General features: G+C 44.2%; 14 protein-coding genes. 5 read left to right on the top strand and 9 right to left on the bottom strand.

The features are described from left to right. Nucleotides 1–9 precede the first annotated feature (9 nt). Both pqqB and pqqA read right to left on the bottom strand, forming a co-directional pair. On the bottom strand, nt 10–921 hold the full coding sequence (gene pqqB / locus B4K26_RS07275) for a pyrroloquinoline quinone biosynthesis protein PqqB (protein ID WP_296244493.1): 912 nt from the start codon (nt 919–921) through the stop codon (nt 10–12). Between the two features lie 70 nt (nt 922–991). Continuing rightward, a complete protein-coding gene (pqqA, locus tag B4K26_RS07270; RefSeq protein WP_296244509.1) occupies nt 992–1,066 on the bottom strand; it encodes a pyrroloquinoline quinone precursor peptide PqqA in 75 nt (24 codons plus the stop codon). A 469-nt stretch (nt 1,067–1,535) separates the two neighbouring features. Between pqqA and B4K26_RS07265 the strand changes: the two genes are divergently transcribed. Then, nucleotides 1,536–1,973: a DUF2231 domain-containing protein gene (locus tag B4K26_RS07265; protein WP_296244492.1), complete on the top strand. Its 438-nt coding sequence runs from the start codon at nt 1,536–1,538 to the stop codon at nt 1,971–1,973. After that, complete coding sequence (locus tag B4K26_RS07260) at nt 1,970–3,265, top strand: PQQ-dependent sugar dehydrogenase (protein ID WP_296244490.1); 1,296 nt, start codon at nt 1,970–1,972, stop codon at nt 3,263–3,265. Before B4K26_RS07265 ends, B4K26_RS07260 begins: the two co-directional genes overlap by 4 nt. Before the next feature lie 195 nt (nt 3,266–3,460). On the opposite strand, the gene B4K26_RS07255 is transcribed toward B4K26_RS07260, so the two are convergent. Further along, nucleotides 3,461–6,007 (bottom strand): membrane-bound PQQ-dependent dehydrogenase, glucose/quinate/shikimate family, encoded by a 2,547-nt coding sequence (locus B4K26_RS07255; protein WP_296244489.1) that lies wholly within the window; start codon nt 6,005–6,007, stop codon nt 3,461–3,463. A 527-nt stretch (nt 6,008–6,534) separates the two neighbouring features. On the opposite strand from B4K26_RS07255, the gene B4K26_RS07250 reads away from it, so the two are divergent. Together B4K26_RS07250 and B4K26_RS07245 are read left to right on the top strand one after the other, a co-directional pair. Beyond that, nucleotides 6,535–9,192 (top strand): membrane-bound PQQ-dependent dehydrogenase, glucose/quinate/shikimate family, encoded by a 2,658-nt coding sequence (locus B4K26_RS07250; RefSeq protein ID WP_296244485.1) that lies wholly within the window; start codon nt 6,535–6,537, stop codon nt 9,190–9,192. 413 nt (nt 9,193–9,605) lie between these two features. Beyond that, nucleotides 9,606–10,133, top strand: a complete 528-nt coding sequence (locus B4K26_RS07245) for a peroxiredoxin (RefSeq protein WP_296244484.1) — start codon at nt 9,606–9,608, stop codon at nt 10,131–10,133. A gap of 410 nt (nt 10,134–10,543) precedes the next feature. Here the strand turns inward: B4K26_RS07245 and rluF are convergent, their stop codons facing one another. Next, nucleotides 10,544–11,539, bottom strand: coding sequence for a 23S rRNA pseudouridine(2604) synthase RluF (rluF, locus tag B4K26_RS07235; RefSeq protein ID WP_296244482.1), 996 nt, complete (start codon nt 11,537–11,539; stop codon nt 10,544–10,546). Between the two features lie 413 nt (nt 11,540–11,952). On the opposite strand from rluF, the gene B4K26_RS07230 reads away from it, so the two are divergent. Further along, nucleotides 11,953–12,948 carry a diaminopimelate dehydrogenase gene (locus B4K26_RS07230; RefSeq protein WP_296244479.1) on the top strand — a complete coding sequence of 332 codons (996 nt, stop codon included), beginning with the start codon at nt 11,953–11,955 and terminating at the stop codon, nt 12,946–12,948. 126 nt (nt 12,949–13,074) lie between these two features. Here the strand turns inward: B4K26_RS07230 and B4K26_RS07225 are convergent, their stop codons facing one another. From B4K26_RS07225 to B4K26_RS07205, 5 genes are all read right to left on the bottom strand, one after another. Further along, nucleotides 13,075–13,788 (bottom strand): DarT1-associated NADAR antitoxin family protein, encoded by a 714-nt coding sequence (locus B4K26_RS07225; protein WP_296244507.1) that lies wholly within the window; start codon nt 13,786–13,788, stop codon nt 13,075–13,077. A 142-nt stretch (nt 13,789–13,930) separates the two neighbouring features. Continuing rightward, complete coding sequence (locus B4K26_RS07220) at nt 13,931–15,100, bottom strand: HlyD family efflux transporter periplasmic adaptor subunit (RefSeq protein WP_296244477.1); 1,170 nt, start codon at nt 15,098–15,100, stop codon at nt 13,931–13,933. A gap of 2 nt (nt 15,101–15,102) precedes the next feature. Next, nucleotides 15,103–17,337 carry a type I secretion system permease/ATPase gene (locus tag B4K26_RS07215; RefSeq protein WP_296244475.1) on the bottom strand — a complete coding sequence of 745 codons (2,235 nt, stop codon included), beginning with the start codon at nt 17,335–17,337 and terminating at the stop codon, nt 15,103–15,105. A gap of 92 nt (nt 17,338–17,429) precedes the next feature. Then, complete coding sequence (locus B4K26_RS07210; RefSeq protein ID WP_296244473.1) at nt 17,430–18,701, bottom strand: TolC family protein; 1,272 nt, start codon at nt 18,699–18,701, stop codon at nt 17,430–17,432. Between the two features lie 248 nt (nt 18,702–18,949). Beyond that, nucleotides 18,950–25,519, bottom strand: a complete 6,570-nt coding sequence (locus B4K26_RS07205; protein ID WP_296244472.1) for a BapA/Bap/LapF family large adhesin — start codon at nt 25,517–25,519, stop codon at nt 18,950–18,952. Nucleotides 25,520–25,530 lie beyond the last annotated feature (11 nt).

Here is a 25,530-nt window from a genome sequence, read left to right as displayed (position 1 = left end):
GTATTCGCCTTACAATTCAATCTGCATACCATCAAAAGCAATTTCAACATTGTGCTCTTTTAATTCAGCAGCCTGTTCAGAATCTTCATTCAATATTGGATTCGTATTATTAATATGGATCAATACTTTACGAACATTTTCGAGTTGATCTAAATAATAAAGTGAGCCGTCTTCACCACTGATATGTAGGTGTCCCATATCTTGACCTGTTTTTGTACCGACGCCGTACTCTTGCATCTCATTGTCAGTCCATAGAGTGCCGTCAATCATCACGCAATCAGAAGCTCTCATAATTTGCATAATATCATCGTCAATTTTGCCTAGACCTGGTGCATAAAAGAGTTGTTTTTGTGTTTTTAAGTCTTTCACAATTAGGGCAATATTATCGCCGTCATGTGGATCGTGACGATGTGGAGAATACGGTGGTGCAGCACTTTTAATAATTAAAGGCGTAAATTCTAAATTGTTAAAGCCTTCAATGTTAAAGGTCTTTTTGGGATCAATTTGATGACAGTCTAGACCACCATTCCAGTGCTTCAACATATTGAAAATAGGAAACCCTGTTGTTAGATCTTGGTAGACCATGTCAGTACACCAAACCCGAATCGGACAACCCTCGCGTAGCGTCAATAGACCTGTCGTATGGTCAAGCTGACTGTCCATTAAGACTACATTAGTAATGCCTGTGTCTCTAAGCCCGCGCGCTGGCCATGCTGCCTTAAATTCAAATAATTGTTGGCGAATATCGGGTGAGGCATTAAATAAAATCCAATCTATGCCATTTTCCGATATGGCGATCGAAGATTGGGTTCGGGTCTTTGCAACAATTGTCCCTTGACGAACACCGTGGCAGTTATGGCAGTTACAATTCCACTGCGGAAAACCGCCACCAGCAGCTGAGCCTAAAACATGAATATACATAAAAGAATATTTCCAAAAAATAAAAGCCCTAATCATCTAGGGCTTTTAATGGATTCAGTATTGATTAGCTCTAACGAGCTTCGAAATACATGGTGACTTCAAATCCGATACGAATATCTTTGAAAGCAGGTTTGGTCCATTTCATAGTAGTTCTCCAGAATGATCTTACTAGCTACTAAGTAAGAATTTTAGTAGTTAGTAATAAGTAAAGGGTATCTTCGATATTATTCTAATCTTACCCCTGCTGTCAAATCCATAGAAACAAACTTGGAAGGTTTGATTACAAAGTTTGATTATAACCCTCAGACCTTACTTATTTTGGTGTAAACCACCGTTCATTGTCGTGTGAATTAAATACGTACCCTCATAATAAAACGACAATGAATCGAACCATTACTGCTTTGTTAAAATGCCAATTCCTCTTTCTAAGAAATAGTAATTGGCTGATTTTCAATAAATAACTCGAAAAAGGTTGAAGAGCCTTCTTGGCTTTGGTATGTTTTAAGCTACGCTTTTACTTCTTTGTAGGTTACAAATTCTATCAAACGTAGTTCGAGCCGGAAAAATCTGTACGGTCGATCGAATCCTCACTTGCCAGCAATAAGGAAATTGCCATGATTAGTGCTGTTGCTCGACGCTCCGGCACCGCCCTGTACCCCCTTCATCCGCTGCATGCGTTTGTTTTGTCCGGGATGGTGCCCCTTTTTATCGGAGTTTTACTCAATGATTACGCTTATTGGTCCAGCTATGTGCTGCAATGGAAAAACTTCGCTTCCTGGCTGCTCATAGGTGCGCTGATATTCAATGGCCTAGCCTTGATTGGCTCGATTGTATCTCTATTTCGCGCTGATAAGCGAGCTGCCACACCTCTGGTCTATTTTCTGGTGCTACTGGCAACCTTTGTGCTGGGTGTCATCAACTCTTTCATCCATGCAAAGGACGTGTGGGCCAGTATGCCGACCGGACTTGTTTTATCCATAATTACTGTCATCTTGGCTTGCACTGCAACTTGGATTGGCCTTGCCAGCTGGCATAATGGAGGTGCACGATGAAGCCGATCAATATTCTGTCTGCCACTATAATCGCAGTGCTGTTAAGCGCATGCAGCGAAAGCAAAGTAGATGACTCCGCACAGCTTGGACCAGATCCAAAGCTGCCTGAAGCTCAACGCGGCTTGTTACCAACTCTGAAAATCGCTGATCCCGCAGGCTGGGGTGATCACAGGCCTATAGTACCATCAGGCTATGAAATCAAAGCCATTGCCACCGATCTGCAGATTCCACGGCAGACACTGGTCTTGCCAAATGGTGACATTTTGGTTGCCGAGGGCCGGGGCGGCAACGCTGCCAAGCTACGTCCCAAGGACTTTATTGCTGGTTACTTCAAATCTAAAGGCACTACCTCGGTCAAAAGCGGCAATCGTCTGACCCTTCTGCGTGATAGCGATAACGATGGCACTTTCGAGACACGCACTGTTTTCGCTGAAAATTTGAATGCGCCTTACGGACTTGCGTTAATTAATGACCAGTTGTACGTCGCCAATCAAGATGCGGTCGTGCAGTTCGCTTATCAGCCCGGGCAGACCAAAGCTAGCGGGCCGCCACGCCAACTTACCGTCCTGCCCAGCGAAGTCAATCATCACTGGACCAAGTCGATGACTGCCAGCCCTGATGGGCGCTTGCTGTACGTTGGTATCGGCTCGAACAGCAACATTACGGAAAACGGCCTCAATGTTGAGGAGAATCGTGCCAGAATCTGGGAGATCGACGCCAAGAGCGGTGCTCACAGGGCCTACGCAACAGGTTTACGTAATCCAACTGCATTGGATATTCTGCCAGGTACTAATCAGTTATGGGCGGTAGTTAACGAGCGTGACGAGCTGGGTCCAAGGCTAGTACCCGATTATTTAACCTCAGTTCAGGATGGAGCGTTCTATGGCTGGCCCTACAGCTATTGGGGTCAACATGTTGATTCTCGCGTCAAACCGCAGCAACCCGATATGGTAGCCGCCACGATCGCTCCGGATTACAGCATTGGGTCACACAAAGCGCCTTTGGGTCTGTCATTCTCAACGGCAACAATGGGCGGCAAGTTTACAGAAGGCGCATTCATCGGCGAGCATGGCAGCTGGAACCGTTCAGACCCAGCGGGTTACAAGGTAAGGTTTGTGCCATTTAACAACGGCAAGCCAGCCGGGGACCCGGTTGACTTTGTCACCGGATTTCAGAGCGAAGATGGCAAAACTTTTGGTCGTCCGGTGGGTGTCACCGTTGATCCAAAAGGTGCGCTTATTGTCGCCGATGATCTTTCTAACACCATCTGGCGGGTAACCCCAACTCAATAAACCACGTGTAGTAAACTTGTTACAAAATTTCTTTAATTCGTGCAGAACTATTGAGTAATTTTTCTTAGGCTATTCAGCTTCAACGACTATCTATTACTAGCTAACAAAGAGAACCCCTATTCAACCAAAACATAAAAAGCCCCACCAGTGATAACTGATGAGGCTTTTTTCACACATGATTTTTAATAAAGACGCTTATTGAGATACCGTTTGTTTGGTAGGCAGCGCATAAGCAATTACTGAATCACCAGTCTTAGTACCTGTGTAACGATGTCCGCCAGCTACCACGACTAAATACTGACGACCATCACGGCCTAGATAAGTAGCAGGCGTAGACTGACCACCTGCTGGTAGACGCGCGCGCCATATCTCTTTACCATTAGCAAGATCATAACCGCGCACATAATAGTCGACTGTTCCGGACAAGAAAGCAACGCCGCCTGCGGTGACGATAGGTCCACCGATCCCCGGCACTCCAGTCTTAAAGGGTAGCGGTAAAGGTGCCATATCACGAACCGTACCGTTCACTCGGCGGTAGACCGTCTCACCATTGGTCAAGTCAACGCCCTGAACATAACCCCAAGGCGGCTGCTGACATGGCAGACCGATGCGTGACATAAAAGGCTTAACAATTGAACCATAAGGCGCGCCGAAGTTCTCATTACCCATTGGTGTGTCTTCACCAGGACGCGACACTACTTTGTCCAGGCTATCAGGACGCTCAACCAGCTGGGCTGTAAATCCAAGATAAACAGGCATTGAAAATAGCATTTGCCGTGCAGGATCTACAGCAACCGCGCCCCAATTTAACACCCCAAAGCTACCTGGATGAGTGAGCGTGCCATTGAGACTTGGTGGAGTGAATCGGCCCTCATAATTCAGCTTAGCCAAATCGATACGGCACAGCATTTGATCGACTGGCGTCATGCCCCACATCTGCGCGCCAGTGACTTTTTTGGGTGCAAAAGAAATTTTTGAAACTGGCTGAGTGGGCGATAAAGGTTCACCTTCAATACCACCATTTTGTGGTACAGCGACTTCTTCTACTGGTAGGACAGGTTCACCCGTTGCTCTATTAAGAACAAACACTTCGCCTTGTTTTGTCGGCTGGACTAAAGCGGGCACCTTTTTACCCTTAATCGTTAAATCAATCAGGCTTGGTTGAGCAGGAACGTCATAATCCCACAGATCATGATGCACCGTCTGGAAAGTCCAGCGAGGCTCGCCCGTTTTTACATCTAACGCAGTAATTGAAGTCGAATACTTTTCAGTAGCTTCTGAACGACCGACGCCATATTGGTCAGGCGAGCCGACCCCAAAGGGGACGTAGACCAGTCCAAGCTCAGGGTCATAGCTAGATACACTCCAACTATTTGGCGCGTTTTCGGTATAAGTATCGCCTTCAGCAATAGGCGCTGTCGCTGCCGGATTTGCCGCGTCAAAGTTCCAAACCAGCTCACCTGTACGCAAGTCAAAAGCGCGAACCACTCCTGATGGCAAGGTGGTAGAGAGGTTATCATCAATACCGCCACCGACGACAATCACATCACCTGCAATAAGTCCTGGTGACGTACTATAATAAGCGCCAGGGGAAATATTAGGCATTCCTTGCCACATATTGACCGTGCCGTCAGCACCGCCGAAGCCTGGGCAGATAACGCCTGTTTCAGCACTGAGCGCAATCAAGCGCGCGTCGCGAGTGGTAATAAAAATGCGGCTATGACAATCGCGCCGTACCGGGATACCCTTATCAGCTGAAGCGCCAATAACTACTGGATTTGGATCACCTGCTTTGGCAGTGCCCGCAACGATATTTTGCGCGACCCCAGCGGCTTTATGTGTGGCACTAGCACGACTTGCCGCTAGCAAGGCTTTCGCCTGAGCGGCATCAGCAAGTGGCGCATCATTATCGCTTGGCGTACCATTACTACTATCATCAAAACTAACACCGCGGCAGGTGGTATAGTGAGCAAGCCCTGAAGGCAAATCAAGCAATTCTGGATCGAATCGCCAGCGTTCCTTACCCGTCGATGGATCCAGCGCAATGACTTCGCTGCGAGGAGTACAGACATACATGGTGTCATTGACAATTAATGGCGTTGACTCTAAAGCGCTACCCGGCAGATCAGGATGCACATCACCTGCATGGTACTCCCAGACTTTTTCTAGCTGACTTACGTTCTTGGCATTAATCTGATCAAGCGGTGAATAACGCTGACCTGCCGCAGTGCGACCATAAGAGCTCCATTCCCCTGGTTTTATACCATCAGCAGGCGCAGGTTCTGCTGCCATACGTTCAGCAGCCAAATCACCATCAATTTCATGCGGTTTTGAGATAAAGGAGATGAGCGCAATGACCACACCAACCAGCATCACCCCAATGAGTGTCGTACTCTCAATCGAATATCGTCCAGCAGCAGAGTGTTTTGATTCTAGGCTACGCACCACAGGTGGTAATAGCATAATTATGCCAAGTAGTACTATTAAGCCTTCACGCGGCGCCATTGCCCACCAGTCAAATCCTACTTCCCATAAAGCCCAAGCCAGACTAAATACGATGACCACCGCATAAGCCACTAGCGCCGCACGCCGGCGTAAAAGCAGCAATATCCCGGAGATTAGCATGGGAATGGCAAGAATCACATAACCCCAACTACCGCCAAGAGTAATTAGATATATACCGCCACTGGCAAGCGCAATACCAAGAATTAGAATTAAGATAGCAAGAATGTTTCTGAACATAACCTCTCCGATTGAATTTCAACGGTATTATTTACTATAAAAAATACTAACTAAATTTAATAAGCAATTTAATTAGAAAATGTGGAAGCCTACTCGTGACGGCAATGATGCTCTTTTTTTAGATAACGGAGAGGAGTTATTGTTTAGAAATTGTTACTGAGTCGGTATTGGATATAAAAATACTGTTAATATTTTTTAAATATTCGTTCAAATAATAGCAAGTTTTTAACAACAGTTATTGATAACTACGAGCTTTTGAGTCCTAAATCGTAGTTAAGGAATGATTAAAGTGAAAATAATTTTGTCCAGGTTATCTTTCAAGGAAGGCGAGCTAAAGTCTAAAGTTTTTCTTAACTTACCCTACCTTTACTGAATTTGCGTATCGGTGATAAGATAAAGCTCGAAACGTTGTTCAACGTTTGATTTATTTATATTTTATATACGTATGTAATGATAGACGCCTAGCGCTTGTTGGACGTCTATCATTGCATAACAAACTGCTTTTATATAAACAGGTGGTCTGGTTTATGGAAAAATTCGTCGCTATTATTATGGCATTATTTGCCGCCCCTTTGCTTATTGGAGGGGCCTATTTACTCTCGTTAGGTGGTAGCCCCTACTATGTTATTGCTGGCATTACGATGCTTGTCACTGCATTCTTGCTGTTTAAAAGACATTGGAGTGCCTATGGGCTCTATAGTATTTTTATTATAGCGACTGTGGCTTGGGCACTTTGGGAATCTGGATTTTATTGGTGGGCGTTGGCAACTCGCTTGGGCTTTCCGCTGATATTTGGTTTGTTAATGTTATTGCCATGGGTATCTAATAAGATGCCGAGTAATAACACTCGAGTATCAACGAGCTCTGATAAAAATTCGGTTGCTCACCGTACATCGAGCTTACATTCCGAAAACCTCATTAAAACTCCCCTCAAAGACGCCAAAAGCCACTCAAAAAATCCTATTTATTACTGGGGACTGCTGGCTAGTGTGGTTGTGGGCGCACTGATCTCTTTTGGCAGTATGGCTAACAATGCCACCGATAAGTTAGGTGAGCTCAATTTAACCGCAACAGACGATAGTGATCAAAACAAGAATTCAGTCAATGCGTCTGCAAATCTTGGTGACCCACTATCAAATGGCAAACAAACGCCAGATGGTGAATGGAGTGCGTATGGTCGCACTGACTATGGGCAACGCTACTCACCCCTTAATCAAATTAACACCAGTAATGTCAAAGACTTAGAGTTAGCATGGCAAATTCAAACTGGGGATATAAAAGGTCCCAATGATGTCGGCGAGACCACTTATGAGGCAACACCATTAAAGATCGGCAATGCTCTGTATATGTGTACTCCTCATAACTGGGTGTTGGCATTAGATGCAGACTCTGGTGAGACCTTATGGAAGTTTGATCCTAAAGTAGGAAAAAACCTACAACGTCAGCATCAAAGCTGTCGAGGTGTGTCTTATTATGCGGGTCAAGCGGGTACAAATAGCACTCCTCGGATTGCTAATAATGACACAAACAGCAATAGTGTCATCAGTGATGCAACCACCAATAATGCAATCACCAATAATGCAGTGATGGCTAACACAACTGTTAAGACCAGCGATACAATGGTTCAAAAAGTGGCTGGTAATACCTTTGAGAACGCGTCTAAACAATGCGATGCTAAGGTATTTATTCCAACTTCCGATGCCAAACTATACGCACTTGATCCGAATACTGGACAACGTTGTCAAAATTTTGCTGAAGACGGTGCGTTAGATTTAATGCACAATATGCCATTTAAGCAAGCGGGTTACTATTATTCGACGTCGCCTCCGATAGTGGTAGGTAATACAATTGTTGTGGCAGGTGCCGTTAATGATAACTACGACGTTAATTCACCTTCTGGTGTTATTCGTGCTTATGATGTCAATACGGGTGAGCTATTGTGGAACTGGGACTCAGGCGATCCTGATAATACCGCGCCTTTTGATGTCAATGATCCAACTCAGACGTACAAAACCAGTTCACCAAACTCATGGTCAACAGCCAGTGCAGATGAAAAACTTGGTTTGGTCTACTTCCCTATGGGCAATCGTGTACCGGATCAATTGGGTAGCTATCGAAACGCAGCTGAAGAAAAATATTCGACGTCTGTCGTTGCTTTAGACATTAAAACAGGTGAAGCGCGTTGGGTTCAACAGTTTGTTCATCATGACCTGTGGGATATGGATACCCCTGCTCAGCCAAGCTTACTTGACTTAAAAACTAAAGAGGGCGTTCAGCCGGCGCTGGTGGTTCCCACCAAACAAGGTGATGTATACGTACTCAACCGAGCCACAGGTGAACCCATTATTCCAATTAAAGAACGTCCTGCGCCTCAAGGCTATCTGATCGCGGGCGAACATGCAGCACCTACTCAGCCTTATTCTGGTTTGAGCTTCGAGCCTGCACCACTGACTGAAAAAGACATGTGGGGAGCCAGCCTCATTGATCAGATGATGTGTCGTATTGAGTTTAACCACCTGAATTATGATGGTCGTTATACCCCACCATCGACCAATGGCAGTTTAATATATCCTGGTAACTTTGGTACCTTTAACTGGGGTGGTATCGCCATTGATCCTGAAAATGGTGTGATGTTTGGTATGCCAACTTACTTGGCATTTAAATCGAAACTCATTCCCAAAGATAGTGTGGGCGATGCAGAAACCAATAAAGGAGAGCAAGGGGTTAATGCTAACGAAGGCGCAGATTACGCGGTAGAGTTAGGACCATTTTTATCACCGCTAGGCGTTCCTTGTCAGCAGCCACCGTGGGGAACAATAGCTGGTGCTGATCTAAACACAGGTGAGATTGCTTACCAGCGTAAAAATGGTACTGTGCAAGATTTGTCCCCTATTCCATTGAAGTTTGAGCTGGGCGTTCCTGGTATTGGTGGACCTATCATTACTAAAGGTGGCTTAGCATTCTTATCAGCCGCGACTGAAAATAACTTCCGCGCTTATGATCTGAAAAATGGTGATGTGCTATGGAATGTGCGTATTCCAGCAGGTGGTCAAGCCACACCTATGACTTACTTGAACTCTAAAGGTGAGCAGATGGTGGTATTAGTTGCTGGTGGACATGGTTCAGTAGGAACTAAGATCGGTGATTATGTCATGGCTTATAAACTGGCTGACAAAACCAAGTAACGTCATATCTTATTAATAATTAGTAAAGCGGTAATGATTCTATTCATTGCCGCTTTATTATGAGGGCATGTCTTCGCTTTACCTGTAACTTGACTGTCGTGGACTTCAACGCCAATCCTTTTATAATCTAGCCGACATACATCCCCATCGTAAGATAGGCGTATTTTTATAGTTGTACCCGCTCTATCTTTGTTCAATTTAATTATACCACTACACCTTGACCCTTCAACATCAACACCTATAGGCTGATATCATTTTCATAAACTTTATGAAAATAGTTACCCGATATTGCTAAGGTTAGGATTATATAGGAAATATCAGCTTAAAGATTTGCTTATGGATTGCTATAACCATTACTATATACATGGAGCATTTTCAAGATAAAAAGACAATAACCTAAATCGGAGTAAATAATGATTACCCATGTACCTGATGTGACTTTTAAAACTCGTGTTCGTGATGAATCTATCGGAGGGGACAACCCATTCAAATGGTATGACCTAACCACAGATGAGTTATTTGCCAATAAAAAAGTGGTTGTGTTCTCACTGCCAGGTGCCTTTACGCCAACCTGTTCGACCAGCCATCTACCTCGTTATGAAGAGCTTTACAATGAGTTTAAAGCGTTAGGCGTAGATGAAATCGTTTGCATTTCTGTTAATGATGCCTTCGTCATGTACCAATGGGGTCTAAAGCAAAACCGTGAAAACGTTTTCTTGCTTCCTGATGGCAATGGTGAGTTCACTCGTAAAATGGGCATGCTTGTTGATAAAAGTAATCTTGGCTTTGGTATGCGCTCATGGCGTTATTCGATGTATGTCGACAATAAAGAAACCAAAAAAGTGTTTAAGGAACCTGATTTTAGCGACAACTGCCCAACAGACCCATTTGAAGTATCAGATGCAGACACCATGTTAGCGTATTTAAAAAACAAGGCTTAACCACATTGACGCTTGATTGGTATTATCAGGCGTCGATAGATGCTCGAATATTGGTATTCAAAAACTGTGGAACTGCTTAGTCCTTAAAGATAAGGCCTAAGCAGTTTTTATGATTTTTTACAAAAAATTTCTATCACTGAGCGATGTTATTGTTGTTATCCTGCCATTTTAACGCTTACGTTCTCTAAAGTACTTCTACGACATGCCAGTCAAACTTGGTTTTCACCAAATGCGGAGTGAATAATTCGCCGTTGAAGCATTTCTATCAAACGCTGACACCATGTCGCCTTTTTATCTGATGGGTCAGTTGAGTGTTTTTTATCCAGCACATCAAACTGAGCGTCTTTTGAGGCATGACTCTCTGGATGAGGAGCAATGCCTTTTGAGTGTTGCTACTAGTTCACATCCTTCTATCGTTTAGAAGGGCCCTTAGAACCTTGACGTCTTGCAGGACGCTTGCCATTGGCAGCAGTTTTTCCCTTGCCACCAGACTTCTTACCATCACCAAAAGGACGCCTATCTTTACCTTTAGAACCGGCGGGTTTTCTAGCATCATCTTTATAGTGTTTAGCATTCCCAGTTGCTGTTCCCGCTGATTTTGAAGCTTTTAGTTTTGACGAGGCATCAGAACGAGGTTTTTTTCGGGACGTATTACGAGATTTCTTAGCCGAAGTATGGTCTTCCGAAGAAGAACCTTCTATAGATTTCAGTAAAACAGATAACTCTTTTGGGGTTAAATCTCGCCAGTCTCCAACGGGAATACCTTTAAGGCTCACATTCATAATTCGTGTTCGCTCAAGCTTCACGACTTCATAGCCAAAATGCTCACACATACGGCGAATTTGACGGTTTAATCCCTGTACTAGCGTGATGTTGAACACAGTAGGGGCTATCTTAGTAACCGGGCACTTTTTCGTCATCCTTCCCAAAATGGGTACGCCACCTGCTAAACCTTCGATAAAACTATCTGTTATCGGCTTATTCACTGTCACTACATAATCTTTCTCATGATTATTACCAGCACGTAAAACCTTATTAACCAAATCGCCATTGCTCGTTAAAAATATTAAACCTTGGGAATCTTTATCCAAACGTCCAATCGGAAAAATACGAACGCTATGCCCAACAAAATCAACGATGTTGTTTTTCTCAGAGCTTTCTGTGGTGCTCACGATACCCACTGGCTTATTCAAGGCAATAAAAATAAAATCATCGGCTTCTCGTGGCTCAATAAGCTGGCCGTTAACTTTTACTACATCTCCAGAAACCACTTGCGCGCCTACTTGAGCACGCCTGCCATTGACGAACACATTACCTTGTTCAATAAAGCGGTCAGCGTCACGTCGAGAGCAAATACCGCTTTCACTAATATATTTATTTAAACGAGTCGAAGAAGTGTTAAACATAAAGTGCCATTTTCACCTAATAAAAAGCTTTTTTTGCTAAGAAAAAGACTGAATTGAATGTGTCATCAACAACGAGATGGTTCATATTATATAGGACATTCGGTACCCATTTCAGTAAAGATGGGCAAAAACCTATTTATCATTATTGAGAACAACTCGCTACTCATTGAGACATAATTATTGTGTGCTACACGTCTTTAAATCCATCTCAACTTTAGTATGTCAGTACACTTTCACTTATTATTGGAATACTTTAAAATGGATACCATTTCTGTAGATCATGCATTTATTACAGGACAGACTACTGCGAAATTTTACTTCACGCTAAGTAGGAATTACCTAGCATTTCTACTTGTTACGTATCACTTCAGTGTTAACTGACTGTCCGCTACACCAACGTAAGGCTAATCATAATGACATCAAGAATTAGAGTCGCCATCGCCGGTTACGGCAACCTTGGCCGCGGTGCCCAAGCCGCCATCAAGCAAAGTCCAGATATGCAGCTAGTTTATGTATTCAGCCGCCGAGACCCCGCCTCCGTTACCCTGACTGATAATAGCGTTCCCGTTTACGCAATGGACGATATTGCACAATATAAAGATGACATAGACGTGCTTATCTTATGTGGCGGCTCTAAGTCTGATTTGCCCGAGCAAGGTCCCGCACTTGCTGGTTTATTTAATATCGTCGACAGTTTTGATACTCACGCCAAAATCCCTGAGTACTTTGCCGCACTTGATACGCCTGCCAAAAAAGCCAATAAAGTCGCCATGCTATCGGTCGGTTGGGATCCAGGCTTATTCTCTATCAACCGCTTATACGGCGAGGCCATTTTACCCGTTGGCGAAACCTATACCTTTTGGGGCAAAGGCTTAAGTCAAGGACATTCAGATGCCGTACGCCGCGTCGACGGCGTCAAATCAGGCGTGCAATATACCATTCCTTCAGAACCTGCTATAGCACGGGTACGCAGCGGCGAGCAGCCAACGCTAAGCACCCGCGAGAAGCACACCCGTGAATGCTATATCGTGCTAGAAGATGGCGCAAATAGCGACACCGTGCGCGATACCATCGTGACCATGCCCGATTACTTTGTTGACTACGATACGACAGTACACTTTATCGATGAGCAAACTTTTGAGCATGACCATCAAAAGATGCCGCACGGTGGCTTTGTCATTCGCAGTGGCGTGAGCGGCATGGATAATGAGCAAAACAACCAAGTATTGGAGTTTTCATTAAAGCTCGGCAGTAACCCTGAGTTTACCGCTAGCGTGCTCGTGGCCTACGCCCGCGCCGCTTATAAAATGAACCAAGCTGGCGAAACTGGTGCGAAAACTGTGCTCGATGTAGCGCCTAGCTTATTGTCGCCTAAAACACCTGCGCAGCTGCGGAAAGAGTTACTGTAAATATTAACGTTGAATTAGAAATAAAAAAATCTCCACGCTAAAAACAAAAAGCACCAAGCCATGCAAGCTCGGTGCTTTTTTATGCCTAACTTTCTTTATACTTAATAATTTAATTAAAAACACTCATCAAAGCAAACCATTTTCCAGAAGTTTAGCCGTATTACTGACTTTAAAGTCATGGTATAAGTCATAAAATACAATCGGGTCTTCGACGCCATCAAGCAACCCACGTTTATTGAGCGCGACAAACATCGCTAGCGAATAGGCCGCACAATGAATAGATTTTTTGGGATTAAACTCAAGATCCGTAAAGGCTTGATATTGCATGACCTCTTCATGCAGCTGAGGGTTTTGTTTTAAGGCATTAACATACAGCCAATCATAAAACGCAGTCAATGGCTCCAGGCTCCACTCCATGCCAAAATAATCATAGCCAATCAGCTCACCTGAGGTTGTTAAGCGCTCATCTTTTTTGGCTTGTCTTGGTGCGGCTGTGAGTAAATCAGGGTACGGTCCACCATTCTCGAACACTTTACTGGCTTGAAAGGCATTTTCGACACTATACGTTTGACCATTATGCTCATTGGTCAGTTTTAAGCTTAACGGACTGAGCGGAAAGCTCAACTTATTGCCAGATTTGCTCGATAGTTCTAAGACATGGTTAAAGCCGTATTTTTTGCGAATGACGTGATGCATATCATTGATGGACTTTTTCTTTTGGCGACTGGCAAACCCTATGTGCCGCTCAAACCTAACCATGTCCGTTTTGACCAAATTATCACTATTGACTCTTGGCATAAATACCGGTCTGTGTTCTACCGCATTTTGCGCTTGTCCCATAGGATTCTGTCTTTGTTGCATTGCAATACGCCTTATATCAATCAATATATCAATGTTCTTGAATAAACTTTCCGTTAAAAACAGTTAGTATAGTGTCTTATTAATACCTAAAACGATAGTTAACTTTTCACCATCTTCCAACTTAACGTTCTCCCATTCCTTCTGACAGTGTTTTAGTAAGAGGTTTGGTTAGATAAGACAAGACTGTACGTTTCATCGCTTTAATATCGACAGAGGCGGTCATTCCTGGTTTGATGACTATCTCATCTTCACGCTCTTTGTACTCGGCGCCAGTAATCACAACCAAGACTCGATAATAAGGCTCTTCTCCTTTAGGGGTTTTTTCAATTAAGGTATCTGGACTGATATAACTCACTGTACCTTCCATCGCCCCAAAAATTGAATAGTCATAAGCATCTAGCTTGACCGTAGCGTCCTGACCTTCTTTAACATAAGCAATATCAGCAGGACTAACCTTTGCATCTATAACCAAGTCACTACTTGTCGGTAAAATTTGTAAAATCACTTCCCCAGGCTTAACAACGCCACCGATAGTAGTCACATTGATGTTTTTTATTTTACCATCAGTAGGCGCCATTAAACGTTTTTCTTCTAATACTTGAACCCTATCTCGTAGTTGTTCAAGCTCGGTATCAAGCTCTTCTTGCGCTTTAGTCATCTCTGCTTGCGCTTCTTCAAAATACTTATTACGCTTATTATTAATCTGAGCATCAATTTCAGCAACTTGACGGCGTAGTTTAATCACATCTGCTTGACTGACATCGCCATATTCTAATAACGGCTCATTCATACTCAGCTCGTTTTTCGCTAGTACCAGCATGGCCTGTAGAGAAGACACTTCTTCATTAATGGCTTGACGACGGCGATTGTATAATGCCCTTTGATTTTGGACGTATTCTGGATAGTTTTTGATATCCTCAGTAAATACAAGGGGTTTATCAAAAATCTCAGCATTGAGTCGAGCCAGCTTTGCTTTAAGAGCAGCGATCTTGGAGGCAGAGTTATCTACGGCGGCTTTGGCGCGCTCTTCTTCTAAAACAACGAGCAAGTCACCTGCTTTCACTTCTTGACCTTCAACCACTGCAAGCTGCGTTAAAACACCACCTTCTGACGCTTGAATCTCTTGAGTCCGAGCACTGGCAATCACTGTGGCCTTAGCACGAGTGACCTGATCAATTTTGGCAAAAGACGCCCATATAATCAGAACAATAATACCCACCAAAGCAATCCAAATACTCAATCGTGATCGGCCAACTTTTAGCTGCGTGGTGGTATATTTGTATTCCGGCATACTTACTGACCTTGAGCATTTAATAGATTTTTGGGTTTAACAAGGTTATTTTTAACAGCTTTGTTTGTGGCTTGAGCGGGCGACTTTTTTGCTTGTTCATTATTCCCTAGCTCTTCAAGAACAGCTTGTTTTGGACCATCAATAATGATGCGCTGATTGTCCATAATAATAATCCTATCCACCAGCTCTAGGAGCGCGGTTTTGTGTGTCGACACAATAAAGGTTTGACCGCCTGCTAATTCTTGCTTGAGCACGCGTAAGCAATGCTGTTCTTGTCTATTGTCCATTGCAGCTGTTGGTTCATCGAGTAAAAATACGTTGGGCCGAGTTAGTAGTAAGCGCGTAAAAGCCACGAGCTGTTTTTGTCCGCCTGACAGACCGCGACCACCTTCACTAATCGGTAAATCTAGCCCGCTTGAATGGCTAGAAACGAGGTTGATTAATCCTGTTTTTATCAATGCTTCTTGTAACACATCATCGTCAGGCGCTGGCATTCCTATCAATAAATTTTCTCTTAACGTCCCTTGAAACAATCGATGATCTTGTTGCAAATACCCCAAACGCTCGCTTAAGGTTTCGCGGCTTATTTGGTGTATATCTAGACCATCTAACAATACTCGTCCTTTAGTTGGGGCATATAATCCTGCCAGTACCTTAAGCAAAGTAGACTTGCCTGACCCTATTGGACCTAGTATCGCGATACGCTCTCCTGGACGAATGGCGAGTTTATTGATATTGATGGCAGGTCTGTCATTGTCTTGATAATTAAATACCACATTATCACACTGATAAAAGCCTTTTATCCGACTAGGAGATAAAGGATAAGCAACGTCATGGTTGTCTTGCTCCAATGAAAACAAGGTTTCAATATTTAGCTTGGCCGCTTTGGCATGGGAGTATTGCACGAGTAAATTAGGCAGCGCCATGACCGGTGCCAACACTCTTCCGCCCAATATAGAACACGCAATCAACCCGCCCATTGTCATATCGCCTTTCATGACCACAAATGAGCCTATGATCACGATACCGACATAGCTAACTTGTTGGAGCATTTGGGTAAAATACGTTAAATTATCATTAGCATGCTTCATGTCCAAATCGTTTTTGACCGTGACATTCATAACATCAAGCCAGCGTGATAAAAACTTCCAATTACCCGCGCCCGCTTTTATGGTCTCCACGCCCTCAACTGCTTCTACCAATAGCCCCGTCTTATAATAAGACGCCGTCGCCCCCTCGGCTGCAATGGCATCAATACGCTTGCGAGCCGATAGCCCCATTATTATGGCAATGACCGCGGCGATGATAGGAACGAGTGCGACAAAGGGTGACCCAATAAACGCTATTAAGCTGATAAAAATAATGGTCATCGGTAAATCAACCAAGCCAAATAAAGTGCTGGCCGTAAAAAAACTTCGAACTTGCTCATAGCCTCGAAGCTGAGCTGCCATAGAACCTACCGAGCCTGGCATCTGGTCTATACGAACTTTTAGCAATCGCTGAAAAACTTCACGAGACAGATATTGATCAAGACCGACAACCACCTTGTCCATAATTCTGGAACGTGAAAACTTCATAAACGCTTCAAAGAGAATGACTAAAAATACGCCACTGGCTAAAATAATCAGCGTATATTCACTACGCGTCGGAATCACCCGATCGTAAACTTGCATCGAAAATAATGACACCGCAAGGGCCAACATATTGATTAAAAAAGTAGCGATAATGGCTTCAAACAGTATGCCTTTGTAATTTCCCAAATCGGACTTGAGTAAATCAGAAAAAGAAGTATTACGCTGTTTAATATGATCGTCCTTTAAGCGAATTCTTAAAACTAACGCCAGCTCATCACGATGCGTGTGAACGTGATTGTTCTCTTGTCGAAAATTCCAAGTTTTTTGTGGGGTCTGGCTGTCAATAACGCCCCAGCCTATGTCTTGTCGATACGCTAATAAAGGCAAAAAAGCGGCGTCTGGTTGCTCTAATATCTCTGGCATGTCTTTTATGCCAATACCTTTTAGCACAGCAACCACGTCTTCTAACTCAGAGTGATTAAGCGAGGTGTGTTGATAAACCACATCGTTCAGACGTATATTATCTATTGGGTACCCTTGTTGGCTGAGTAAGTGCCTAATCGCATCTATTAGAGACTTAGTCACATCAGCTTGATCAAAACTAAGCTGTTGGTCGCCTTGATGAATAGCGGTATTATCGATCGGTTGCAAATGTGGAGTCATACTCATCGCTTATTTAATATTTAAAATAGTCTGATCTCACTCTAATCCATCTCTAACTTATAACTCAGATTGTGATTCGAGTTTATCTCATATTACTTACTTATCCATTCTTTTACAGAGTCTGTTGGCCGAAACAGCGTCATCGGTTTACGATTATGAGAAAACTCTTGCCACGGCATGATGCCAAAATCGACTTGTAACTTATAAAATGCGCCAAGCAGATCTGCTCGCGTTTGTAATAACTGAACCTGATAGTCGTTATGCTCACGCACCGCATTTAATACTTCAAGCCACGATTTGCGCCCGGCGATAAATTGACGGCGATAGGAGCCAACGACAATCTGGGCGCCTGCCACAGCGGCAACCAGTGAAGTCTCTCTATCTTTGGCACTGACAAACTGCTGATACTGGACTTGGATATTTTCTATCACATTACGACGGGCAGCCTCTTGGGTCTGCATCAGACTATTGACCTGTGCTTGTGATGCTCGAGCCAACGCTAAGTTTGAGAATCCAGCGCCAGGTGTATAGCTCAACCCCAAAGAGAACGTGCCATCGTTCTCACGGTCTTCGTGGTAGTAATCATGTTCATATTGCGCATAAACAGTAGGATATCTTGCTGCTTTTTGAGCTTCGACGCCTTGCTTAGCAGATTCAATCTGAAAATGCTCTTTGACAACCGTAGGATTATAAAAACTGGCTTGTTCAAATGCCATCTTTTCAAAATTACCAGATTGCTGCTTGGCCTGATTGACAAGCTCCTTAATACTGGCAACTCTCACCGCGCTGAGTTGAGACAATCGCTGCCCAGTAATCTGCTCAATTCTAGCGGCCGCAATGCGCTGTTGTTCAACCGCCGCTTGATAAGCAGTCTGCTCTTGCAAAATACGATTGGTCACTAAGTCAAGCTCAATACGAGCGGAGACGCCTTGATTGACGCGTCGCTGCATCATGGCTTCAAAGTCATTAAGCTCTTTTAAGCTTTCAGCATGAAGGTCTTGTTTTGCGATAGCCTGAATATAGCTTTGCCAAGCATCAATCGTCGTTTTAGCGACCAAGTTTTGTTGTTCGTAAATGTGCTCAACCGCTGCTTTATCATCGAATATGGCTTGATTAACATCTGCTGTTAGTTTGCCACCTGTCCATAAAGGCTGACGGATGGCGATTTGTGAGACAAAATCGTTGTCTCTATCGTATCCCGAACTTACACTGGGTGTTGGCAATAAATTAAGCTTAGCCGCATTAATACCTTCTGTAGTCGCTTGCTGATTGGCTTTGGCTGATCCTACTAAAGGATGGGTTTGAATGGCTTGTGTAATCAAGCTATCAACTTGTAAGCTATTGATAGCTGCTTGCGTCGTCACCGAAAGATACAAACAAATAGTCAAACACAGGGTTCGAAGGCATAGCATCCAGCTATAAGATGCGTCACGTTGGCTAAGCAGATTTTTCATATTAAATTTATGTAGGTGACTGTATAAAATTGATTTAAAGATAGAAATGATTCAAAGCGACAATCGTTTTGAAAGCCAATTGACTTTTAACATTAAGAATAAAAAAGAGCGTAAAAAACGCTTCTCAAACGAGAAGCGTTTTTAAGGCTGTGAAAACACTAGATAACATGGGCAATATCTGTATCAATATAAAACTGAGAAGATGAAGTACTATCTATTTGCCAAGCATTGTTCGCCTGCTCCGAACCATTCATGGATATGTGTTCTTTACCAGCCCAGTCACTGCTTTGCAGATCAGCGGTACCATCACTCGTTTCGGCTGCTAACGTAGTGATACCAGAACCACTGATATCAATTACTTCTGGTTCAAGGAGATCAGATAAGCTGATGTTTTGAGCTTCTTGAGTCAAGTCGAAATCATCAAATGCTTCATCTAGCCCTACTAGCGGTGAGTTAAAATTGCTATCGACCAGGCTAATGGTATCCTCACCAATGGCACCAATACTAAAGGTAGATATTCCTGCCGTGTCTGCTTGCCACTCGATACTGCCCAACAATGCATCCAAGTCGGTCGCTGTTACCTCTAATAGCGCTTCAAACTCAGAATTACCATTGCGGTCTACCATGAGAACGCCATTTTCATAAGCAAGATAGTTATTGATGTTACTTGCCGTCTGACTACCATCAAGCAATTCTGAAATATCAATTTTATCACCTTGGGCGGCATCAAAGTCAGTCCAAGTATCAAGGCCATTGTTACCATTGCCGCCTTCTGTACCGCCTAGATTAGTAAATATAACAGTATCAGCGCCTGCGCCCATAGTAAAGCTGTCATCAGCGGCAGAACTGATCGCCGTATCATCGTAAATAGAGGCGGCGATATTTTTGCCGACGTTAATTTCTAAGGTGGCGGTTTCTTTGACGCCCGTTACAGAGATCGTTTCGTAAGTAAAGTTTTCAACACCGAATTCCTTGCCATTCGGTACATAGCTGTAACTGCCGTCTTTATTAACGGTCAAAGTGCCATACAAGCCTTCAATATCAATCGATTTTGCGCCTTGGTTTGGGTCACTGATAAAGACTGACTTACTGCCCACTTTCAGCTCAGCGATATTGCCTATGCCTGCGTCATTTTCAAGCAGCAAGCCCTCTACCGGAGCGATATCAGAAGCCATGTAGTCATCTAAATGGAATGACTTGATGGTAAATTTAGAACCATTAATCCTTAAATGCCCAAGGCCCGCTACTCGTTTAATTTCAATGGTATAGTTGCCAGGCGCTAGGTTATCGATAGTGACGTCCAAAGATCTAGACACATTACCCTTATTTGTCGAAACGACTTCGCCAGTATCAGCATCAATAATTGAATACTCTAATCTGGTGCCGATAGTGGTGGTGTCGACTTTTAGGGTCGCACTGGTCAATGTATCCTCAGCAACCGTAAAATCTCGAGAAATATTTTTAGTCGCCGCTGATACACCGTCGATTACCTTCTCTGACGTTTCAAGATTTTGCTCACTGACTTGAAGGTTATTGAAATCATCAACCGCAGTATGCGTGCCGATTTTGATATTTAAGGTTTCAACAGCAGCTTTACCATCTGCGTCCTGAGTTACCAGTCTAAATGAGTCAACTTCACCATAGGGCGGCTGCCAAGCAGGGTCAGTGGCGTTATTGCTTACGCTATAAGTGTAGTTGCCATTTGCATCGATTGTCAGCTGTCCGTACTGACCCTGAACAGTCATAGTGGCGTCTGATGTGATATGCTCTTCACCAACTTTAAGTATTACAGTGTCCGCATCTGGGGTGGCATCTCCTGTGATCTCGCCCATAAACTCGGAGGGTTGGTCATAATCATAGATTATATCGCGATCTACATACAAGCCATTGCCGCTGAGCACGCCTACGCCGCCTGCGGTTAATAAAACAGCTTTATAATCTCCTTCGCTAAACTGTAAAGTCAAAGGATTTGATTTACCCCCTAGGAATGGCGCGTTAAACCAGTTTTTCTCAAAGTGTACTTGCACATATTGTCCAGTATCTTCGTCAAGCTTGTAAACGGCCATGCTATACGTTTTTGCAAGCTCTACCCCACCAGCGCTTCCGTGCAGGGTAAGCTCACGAACTTGATTGTCACCAACAGTAAATTCAAGCGGCGGCTTACCTCCTAGCAGCTCAAGATCTAGCACCGATGACGAGCCAAAGCTCAAATCCAGAACCCCAAAGCCAACGGCGTCGTTAATCTCAGAATTCTCTGTGTCTAAGATGGCAGTGGGTTCGGCATCGATCACTAGACTTTCATCAACCTTAATCTGCTTGTCCGCAGGAAGAATATTTAATTCAATGGTAAGCTCAGCAGAAGCGGTATTACCGTCAGGTGAGGTAACCGTATAAGTGAAACTTTCTTCACTACCATACGGCCCGCGGAAGTCTTCATTGACACTATACTCATAGTTACCATTAGGCGATATGGTTAAGGTCCCATATTGCCCTTGAACGATTGTATTACCTGATTCGACCTCTTGTATACCATCAGGTGAGGTAATAGAGGTAACCGTGGTCCCACTTGGCAGTTCATCATAGCTAAAGCTAGAATCATCATCCGCTAAAATATTGCCTGTCACTGAACCACTGATCGCTGTTGCTTCGGAATAGTCTAAAACGACATCTTTTTCAAATTGCAGCGTATAACCTGTTAATGCTGAGATACCTTCACCACCAGACATAACAAAGAGCCACTGACCTTCATCTAAGCTAAAATCCGTATCTTTGGACACGCCTCCTAGTAAATAAGACACCACCCAGTTTTCTTTGACTTCTTGCAGCTCCCATTCATTGGTAGACTCATTCAATTTATATAAGCTCAAATCCATGGTCCCAGCAACTTGAATACCGCCCGCATTTCCTTTAACGGTTACTTCTCGAACTTGATCTTCACCTACTTCAAGCACCACTGAGTTTTTAACGACATCAGCGGCAACACCTGCACCAAGTACGGGACCTAAACTTGCACCAACCACGGTAAATCCTGTCTTATTCAAGTCTGATGGTGTGTCGTTTACTATCTCTAATGGATCAGCATTTAGTTGCAAATCGACAAAATTATCAGCCGCGGCGATAATTTCAGTAGTATCCACGATACCAACATTGACAGTCTTATCATCTGATACGTTTCCAGCAGGGTCTGTCAGGTTAGCAGTGACGTCAAGACTCTCTTCTTCAGCTGGCGCTAGTAGTTGGACGGTGACATCTCCAGAATCAAGATCGTCTTGTGTTAAGACATGCTCTTCGCTTGCACCGTTACCACTAACGATAAGGATATCCCCAACTTCAGCGTCGTTTGGTAATCCCACAACGACATCAACGTTACCCTCGGCATCAATCTCGTCGGCGGTGATATAGGCGTCGCCGTTACCCACAGTGATATCGGTTGGTGCGCTTGGGGCGATGGTGTCGCGTGTGGCCGATCCAACAGTAGGATCTGACAGGTTTCCAGCTGGGTCTTTAACACTTGCGGTAATCTCAAGCTCTTCACCCTCGATCGGGGCTGGAACTTTAATGGTAATGTTGCCCGCTTCCATATCTTCTGCGGTGATTTCTTGCTCTTGACCATTGACGTTAATGGTGTCACCAACTTCAGCATCGTCTGGTAAACCCACAACCACATCAACGTTACCTTCGGCATCAATCTCGTCGGCGGTGATAAAGGCATCACCATTACCAACTGTGATGTCGGTTGGGGCACTCGGAGCAACAAGGTCAACTGCATAGTCTTGGGTTTCGCTCACTTGACCCACGTTTCCAGCAGCATCAGTAGCGGTAATAGTAACGACTACTTGACTGTCATTAGCTAGATCATTACCTGAGACATCGATACTAAAAGTGCCGTCGGCGGCAACTGTGCTTTCATAGCTTTGGCCATTGACGGTAATTATGACGGTATCCCCTACTGTGAAGTCGCCTTCAACTGTGCCAGTAACGGCAACCTCTCCTTCTGACTCTGCTTTATTAATAACGTTGTCATCGGTTAGAGGATCAATTGTTACAGAAGTGCTAGTTTCATCAGGGGCGATGGTGTCGCGAATAGCATTCGCTGTTATCGACGTTGATACTTCGTTACCTACTTTGATGTTAGCAGAAGCTATTAATTTACCATCTTCTACTGGCGCTGGTAGTTGAACGGTAACGTTACCAATATCAATATCTGCTTGTATCAACTCATGCTCAACCTTTGTTCCATCGTTACTATTTATAACAAGGATACCACCGACTGCTGCATCAGCTGCTAAGCCAACCACTACCTCAACATTGCCGTCTCCGTCAATCTCATTGGCCGTAATATATTCATCACCATTACCAATAGTGACACTTTCAGGAGCACGTGGGGCGTTAGCGGTATCGCGTGTCGCCGATTCCTCAACCGTTTCTGACTTGTTTCCAGCTGGATCTTTAACACTTGCGATAATCTGAAGTTCTTCACCCTCGATTGGGGCAGGAACTTTAACCGTGATGTTACCCGCTTCAATATCTTCTGCTATGATTTCTTGCTCTTGACCATTCACTACAACGCTGCCACCAACTTCAGCATCCTCTGGTAATCCCACAACGACATTAACGTTGCCATCAATAATCTCATCGGCGGTGATAAAGGCGTCGCCATTACCGATAGTGATGTCTGTTGGGGCATTGGGCGGGGTAGTGTCTACAATACCACTATTGCCAGTTGCATTATTTGACGCATTCCCAGCAGGGTCTGTTAGGTTAGCAGTGACGTCAAGACTCTCTCCTTCTTCTGGCGCTGGTAGTTGGACGGTGACATCTCCAGAAACAAGATCGCCTTGTGTTAAGATATGCTCTTTGCTTGTACCATTTCCACTAACGATAAGGGCATCCCCAACTTCAGCATCATCTGGTAATCCCACAACCACATCAACGTTACCGTCAACAATCTCATCGGCAGTGATATATTCATCACCATTTCCAACTGTGATATCGGTTGGGGCACTTGGTGCTATGGTGTCGCGTGTCGCGGACGCTTGAGGTGATGGAGCTGACTGGTTTCCAGCAGGGTCTGTTAAGCTGGCAGTAACGTCAAGACTCTCGCCTTCAGCTGGGGCTGGTAGTTGAACGGTGACATTCCCATAATCAAGATCGTCTTGTGTTAAGACATGCTCTTCGCTTGTACCATTACCATTAACGATAAGGGTATCACCAACTTCAGCATTATCTGGTAATCCCACAACGACACTAACGTTACCCTCGGCATCAATCTCGTCGGCGGTGATATAGTCATCACCATTACCGATAGTGATATCTGTTGGGGCACTTGGAGCAATAAGGTCAACGTCATAGTCTTGGGTTTTACTCACTTGACCTACGTTTCCAGCGGCATCAGTGGCGGTAACAGTAACGACTACTTGACTGTCATTAGCAAGGTCATTTCCTGAAACGGTAATATTAAATGTACCGTCTGCTGCAACTGTGCTTTCATAGTTTTGACCATTGACGGTAACTGTGACGATATCACCTACTGTAAAATCACCTTCAACTGTGCCAGTAACCGCTACATCTCTTTCTGACTCTGCTTTATTAATAACGTTGTCATCGGTTAGAGGATCAATCGTTATAAAAGTGCTGGTTTCATTAGGAGGAGTGGTATCACGTTCAAATGATTTATCAGCCGTATCTGATTGATTCCCAGCAGGGTCTGTTAGGTTGGCAGTGACGTCAAGTGTTGCGTCTTTAGTTGGCGCTGGTAATTTAACAACCACTTCACCATTGATGATGTCGTCTTCTGTTAAGGCTTGCTCTTTACCATTGACGTTGATGGTATCACCAACTTCAGCATCATCTGGTAACCCCACAACGACACTAACGTTACCCTCGGCATCAATCTCGTCGGCGGTGATAAAGGCATCACCATTACCGATAGTGATATCTGCTGGGGCACTTGGTGCAATAAGGTCAACGTCATAGTCTTGGGTTTTACTCACTTGACCCACGTTTCCAGCAGCATCAGTGGCGGTGACAGTAACGATTACTTGACTGTCATTGACTAAATCGTCACCTGAGACAGCTATACTAAACGTACCGTCTGCTGCAACTGTGCTTTCATAGTTTTGGCCATTGACGGTAACTGTGACGGTATCACCTGCTGTAAAGTCGCCCTCAACTGTGCCAGTAACCGCTACATCTCTTTCTGACTCTGCTTTATTAATAACGTTGTCATCGGTTAGAGGATCAATCGTTATAAAAGTGCTGGTTTCATCAGGGGCGATGGTGTCGCGCGTGGCCGATCCATTAGTAGGATCTGACTGGTTCCCAGCCGAGTCTGCTAAGCTGGCAACAACGTCAAGACTCTCTCCTTCCGCTGGCGCTGGTAGTTGAACGGTGATTTCAGTGTTATCAAGATCGACTTGCGTTAAGACATGCCTTATCATCTCTCCATTACCACTAATGATAAGGGTATCTCCAACTGCTGCACTATTTGGTAAGCCAACCACCACGTCAACGTTACCCTCGGCATCAATCTCGTCAGCGGTGATAAAGGCATCGCCATTACCGATGGTGACTTCAGTTGGTGCATCAGGCGCAGTTATATCAGGAGCGCTCACATTTGCAGAATCAGAGGTGTTCCCCGCAGGGTCTGTTAAGGTGGCTTCGATCTCTTCGCCATCTACTTGCGGTGGATTTAAATCAACTTCAAAGTTACCATCCTCATCAACCACCCCTTCACCAA

This window comes from Psychrobacter sp. UBA6766, assembly GCF_002453355.1.
Lineage (GTDB): Bacteria > Pseudomonadota > Gammaproteobacteria > Pseudomonadales > Moraxellaceae > Psychrobacter.
This window is presented reverse-complemented; position numbering and strand designations above follow the sequence as displayed.